Source organism: Tersicoccus phoenicis (genome assembly GCF_001968835.1).
In the GTDB taxonomy this organism is placed as follows: domain Bacteria; phylum Actinomycetota; class Actinomycetes; order Actinomycetales; family Micrococcaceae; genus Tersicoccus; species Tersicoccus phoenicis.
The window spans coordinates 1-5,614 of record NZ_MRDE01000042.1 but is presented as its reverse complement, the minus strand read 5'-3'; the positions used below and the strand labels follow the sequence as shown (position 1 = coordinate 5,614).

At 64.8% G+C, this 5,614-nt stretch carries 2 protein-coding genes and 1 pseudogene; all 3 read left to right on the top strand.

Annotated features, from left to right (window positions below):
• A pseudogene (locus BKD30_RS07055) lies at positions 1-843 on the top strand (hypothetical protein); the annotation flags it as partial.
• A 3-nt stretch (positions 844-846) separates the two neighbouring features.
• Positions 847-1,965, top strand: a complete 1,119-nt coding sequence (locus BKD30_RS07050) for a PDDEXK nuclease domain-containing protein (protein ID WP_083956099.1) — start codon at positions 847-849, stop codon at positions 1,963-1,965.
• A 61-nt stretch (positions 1,966-2,026) separates the two neighbouring features.
• Positions 2,027-5,422, top strand: a complete 3,396-nt coding sequence (locus BKD30_RS07045) for a Swt1 family HEPN domain-containing protein (RefSeq protein WP_076703521.1) — start codon at positions 2,027-2,029, stop codon at positions 5,420-5,422.
• Positions 5,423-5,614 lie beyond the last annotated feature (192 nt).

The following is a 5,614-nucleotide window of genomic DNA, read 5'->3' as shown; positions in this document are numbered from 1 at the left end:
CTGGGACGGTCAGCTCGAGGAGTCACCACCCCACCATCATCGGTGCCGGCATCAGCTACGGTCATCGTCATCTCGGATCTCGTTCCAATCTCGCCCCATACAATGGGAAGCACATCAACCCTGTTGTCTCACACCATCCTGACGCACAGGGTGCGAACGTTGATCCAAGGAGCGATCGCACCCGTTGACCTCGCTCAGGCGGCTATCGGCCCTGGTATTTCAGTGTTTTCTCGCTACTCGCGTGTCCGGGAAGCCGATGGCTCGGACATGAGGGTGAAGGATGCGCTCCTGCTTATCAACTCAACGTTGGACGAGGTGATTGGTGAGCAGGAGTCGGACTTCGACCCGGACACGCGCTTTGGGGTCAAGTGGTATCGGCAGTACGGATGGGGTCAGGAGAACTCCGGCATCGCGGACCAACTTGCACGCTCCTCTGACACCTCGATCAGCGAACTGGAGCGCGGCGGCATCTTCGAAGCGAAGGGCGGCAAGGCTCGCCTGCTAGCGCCTGGTCTACTCGAAGGAGTCTGGGACCCAGGGGCCGACATGCGTGTCAGTGTGTGGGAGGCCACGGTTCGCCTAGCGGCCGTGATGGCCAAGGATGGTGCCGACAAGGTGGCGGAGCTGCTGCCGTCGGTACAGACGCGCCTAAACCTGGATGCGGTGAAGGAGCTGGGCTTCCTGCTGTTCCATGAGGCTGAGAAGAAGAAGGACACGAAGGACGCCATCCTCTTCAACGGCCTGGTGAGTGCCTGGGGTGACGTGAACGAGCAGGCGCACAAGTACGCCTCGACCCCGCGCTCGTCACAGCAGGTGTTCGACTTCGACGAGGACGAGGATTAGGTCATGTCGGGCAGTCGAGATCGAGCCCAGAGCGGTGACGCATCGGCGCGCCGCTCTGGCGCTGACCTGACTCCGTTCCGTGCTTTCGCGGAGTCGGTCAGCGCCGAGGGCGGCGAACTTGTAGAGCAAGTGTCGGCTCTGATCGACCAGGCGCAGGCGTTCGCGGCCACGCAGGTGAACGCGACCTTGACGCTGCGGAACTGGTACATCGGTCGCTTGATCGATGTGGCCGTGCTGCGCGAGGGGCGGGCTGGGCACGATCAGGAACTTGTTGCGTCGCTGGCGCAACAACTGACCTCACGGTACGGCCGAGGCTACGACCGGACGAACCTGTACCGGATGGTGCGGTTCTCCCAGCAGTTCACCGAGCCCGAACTTGTTGCGTCGCTGGCGCAACAAGTCAGCTGGACCCACTTCCGCGAGCTGTTTCCGCTCGCAACCGACGACGCACGAGCCTTCTACGTGAAGGAGATCATCGACCGTCACCTCAGCGTTCGTGAGCTGCGGCACGCCATCTCCCGCAAGGCGTTCGAGCGTCGTGAGATCGCCGACTCCCAGATTCCCGAGGGCTCGGCGATCCCGCTGGATGCTTTCCGTGACCCGGTGCTGCTGGACATGCTGGGGCTGGCCGACACTTTCTTGGAGCGCGACCTCGAAGCGGCTCTGCGCCACGACATGGAGGCGTTCCTGCTGGAGGTCGGTCGAGGATGGGCGTTCGTCGAACGCCAGAAGCGCATGATCTTCGATGGAGACGACTACTACCTCGACCTGCTGTTTTACTCCCGCCCGCTGCGTCGGTTGATCGCGGTGGAGTTGAAGGTCGGGAAGTTCAAGCCGAGCTATCAGGGCCAGATGAACTTCTACCTGAAGTGGCTGGACCGGCACGAACGCCAGCCCGACGAGAACCCGCCCATCGGCCTCATCCTGTGCACCGAGGCGAGCCGTGACCAGATCGAGCTGCTCGAACTACACAAGGACGGCATCGTCGTCGCGGAGTACTGGACGACCCTCCCGCCGAAGGCTCAGCTCCAGGCCCGTATCCAGGCGGTTTACCGGGAGGCGCAGGAGCGGATCGCCCGGAGGCAGCTCACCGCAGCGGCGGAAGAAGACACTGATGAGTAGGGATTGGCCGGCGCTGAACGCGGCCTCGTCGGCAACAAGTAGTGGGTTCTAGGAGACAACGATGGCGATGAACAACCGAGATCGAGTGGGCAAGGCGTTCGACCTGCTCTCCGAGGGGCTTCTGGACGTGGTCGATGAGGTCATGACGCGGGCCCACAAGACCGCTGACTGGCCAGCCGCGTGGGCGAAGGAGGATGCCCAGCGCCGGGGCGGGCCGCTGCGCACGCTGACCAAGCACGACGTGCAGGTGCAGCTCCGCGCGATCACCGAGCAGGGCTACCACTTCAAGGACGTGCTCTCCCGCGCCCAGCAGGGCTTCGCGTCCGAGCTGCGCGAGACCCGGAACCTGTGGGCACACAACGAGCCCTTCTCCTCCGACGACGCATCGCGTGCGCTCGACACGATTGAGCGGTTGCTGCACGCGGTCGGCGCGATCGATTCCGCCGAGGACGTGCGGAAGCTGCGCGTCGATCTACAGCGCACGGTGTTCGAGGATCAGACCCGCAAAAAGGTGAAGCGTACGAAGGTGTCGCTCGAACCTGGCTCCGGTCTGCGCCCGTGGCGTGAGGTGATCCGTCCCCACGATGACGTGGCGCGCGGCGCGTTCACCGCCTCGGAGTTCGCGGCCGACCTTCACCTGGTTCACACGGGTCAGGCGACGAGCCCTGAGTATGGCGATCCGGTCGAGTTCTTCACACGCACCTACCTCACCGAGGGTTTGCGCGACCTGCTGTCGCGGGCGCTGCGGCGCCTGAACGGCGAGGCGGGCGCGAGTCCGGTGGTGAACCTTCAGACCAACTTCGGCGGCGGTAAAACCCACTCGATGCTGGCGCTGTACCACCTGTTCAGCGGCACTCCGGTTAAGGATTTCCCGCAGGAGCTTCAGGAACTCATCGCCGCGAACGGCAACCCCGAACTCGGCGCGCTCGATGTCCGACGGGTCGCGCTCGTCGGCACCTACCTGAAGGCCGGCTCGCCGATCATCAAGGACGACGGTACTGAGGTTCGCACGCTCTGGGGTGAACTCGCCTGGCAGCTCGGCGGGCGTGAAGCCTACGACCTGATCGCCGAGGACGATCGCGCCGGCACCAACCCCGGTGAAGCGCTGCGCACTCTGATCGTGCGCTACTCGCCCTCGCTGATCCTGATCGACGAGTGGGTGGCGTACGCTCGCCAGCTCGTCACCGACAAGGAACTCCCGTCTGGCTCGTTCGAGACGCAGTTCACCTTCGCACAGTCGCTGACCGAGATCGTCCGCTCCGTACCGGGCGTGATGCTCGTGGTCTCGATCCCGGCCTCCGACACCGGCGCCGACGGACGTGGCAGCGACATCGAGATCGGTGGCGCGAACGGGCAGCTCGCACTCGAACGCCTCCAGAACGTGATCCGCCGCGTCGCGGACCAGTGGCGCCCGTCGAGCAAGGACGAGTCGTTCGAGATCGTCCGCCGCCGGCTGTTCCAGGCACCGAACGCCGAGGGCCTCACCACGGTGTCCGCCGTGGCGCGCAGTTTCGCGAACCTGTACCGCAACAACACCGCGCTATTCCCCCGCGACGCAGCGTCGCCGAATGACGACTACGAGAAGCGCATCCGCGCCTCCTACCCACTGCACCCCGAGCTGCTGGATCGCCTGTACGAGGACTGGTCGACGCTGGAGCGGTTCCAGCGCACCCGCGGCGTACTGAAGCTTGTCTCGTCGATCGTGCATGAGCTGTGGGCATCCAACGACGCCTCGCCGCTGATGCTGCCCGGCAACGTGCCGCTGGATGCGACGACCGTGAACACGGACCTGACGCAGTACCTCGAAGACCAGTGGAAGCCGATCATCGACTCCGACATCGACGGTCCCGGATCGACCGCGCAACAGATCGACCTCGACCGACCCAACCTCGGCCAGCGGTTCGTCACCCAGCGCGTCGCCCGCACGATCTTCATGGGCGCCGCCCCTCGTATCAAGAGCAGCCGCAAGGGGCTCGACAAGCAGTACCTCTGGCTCGGCACCGCGATTCCCGGCGACACACTTGGGAACTTCGGCAGCGCCGTCGAACTGCTCGCACAGCGCTCGACTTACTTCTACGAGGAGCAGGGCCACTACTGGTTCGACACCCAGCCCTCCGTCACGAAGACGGCGAACGACTATGCGGAGCGGCTCCGGGAAGATGTCGAAACGGTCTGGAACGAGATCACCCGCCGCCTTCAAGGAGAAGAGCGCGTGCGCGGCGTATTCGACCGGGTCCACATCGCCCCGTCGTCCTTCGGCGACATCCCCGACCTTGAAGACACGCGCTTGGTGATCGCCCACCCGCGGCACGCCCGTCGCAAGCAGGACGGCGCTGACTCGGCGGCTCATGCGTGGGTCCGCGACGCCATCGAGAACAAGGGCGCGAGCCAGCGCATCCACCGCAACACGCTGATCTTTCTGCTCGCCGACAAGAGCGAACTCGAGAGCCTCGAAGCGGCGACCCGCAGCTACCTCGGTTGGAAGCGAGTCCAGGCAACCAGCGACAGCCTCAACCTGTCCGCGCAACAACGCAAGCAGACCGACGACTGGGTGTCCCGGCTCGATCAGACCGTCTCCGACCGCATCCGCGACACCTTCGTCTGGGCGGTCTACCCCGAGCAGTTCGATCCGACCAAGCCGTTCGAGCTCGTCGCCGACAGAGTGCCCGACTCCGGCGGACGTTCCCTGGCCGAGCGCGTCAGCGCCAAGCTCGGACGTGAGGATCAGCTCGTCACCGAATTCGGGGCAACGATCCTCGGCGCCACCCTGCACTACGAGCTGGGCGCGCTCTGGCGCGACGCGGGTGAGATCACCGTCGGGGAGTTGTGGGGCTACTTTACCCGCTACACCTACCTGCCCCGACTCGTTCGACGCGAAGTGCTCGACAGCGCCATCGAACAGTCACTCTCGGTAGTGCTCGTCGACAACGAACGGTTCGCCATCGCATCAGGCAAGGACGCCGAATCTGGCCGCTACCGCAGCCTGCTCGTGGCACCGAACTCGAACACCCGGATACAGGTCACCGACAGCACACTGCTCATCGAGACCGGGCGCGCCCAGAAGCAGGTTGACGCAGACCGGACCGCGGCCATACGTGAGGCTGCGATGAACGCCGCCACGACTGACGGTGACTCCGCTGCCGTTGGGCCGGTTGACTTCGTGTGGACAGGCAGTTCCTCCGCCGAGGGCGATGAGCCGTCAGAGGCCGAGTCTGCGCTGGAGGTAGTGCTCGCCCGGTTCTTCGGATCGGTGAAGATCGACTCCGACCGCTACGCCCGCGACATCGGCAACGTCACCCGCGAAGTGATCGACCGACTCGCCGGGGCAGGCGCGCGGCTCGACATCACCATCGACATCCAGGCCACCAAGCCGGGGGGCTTCAACGAGTCCGAGGTCCGCACCATCGGCGAGAACGCCCGCGTCCTCAAGTTCGACACTAGCCTCGGCCTTTCATGAGGGTGGGCCCGAGGGAGTGTCTGAACGGGGAAAGGTGCTCCTGAACTGGGAAGATGTTGTTACCACACGACATTTTCGACAGATTCAGGGAGCACCCTTCTGGTGAGCAACTCTACCGGCCTGTACCCATCCGTGCGCGTCGATGGCGCAGGTGCCGGGATCGTGTCCGAGGCTGGGGGGCTCCTGCTGACC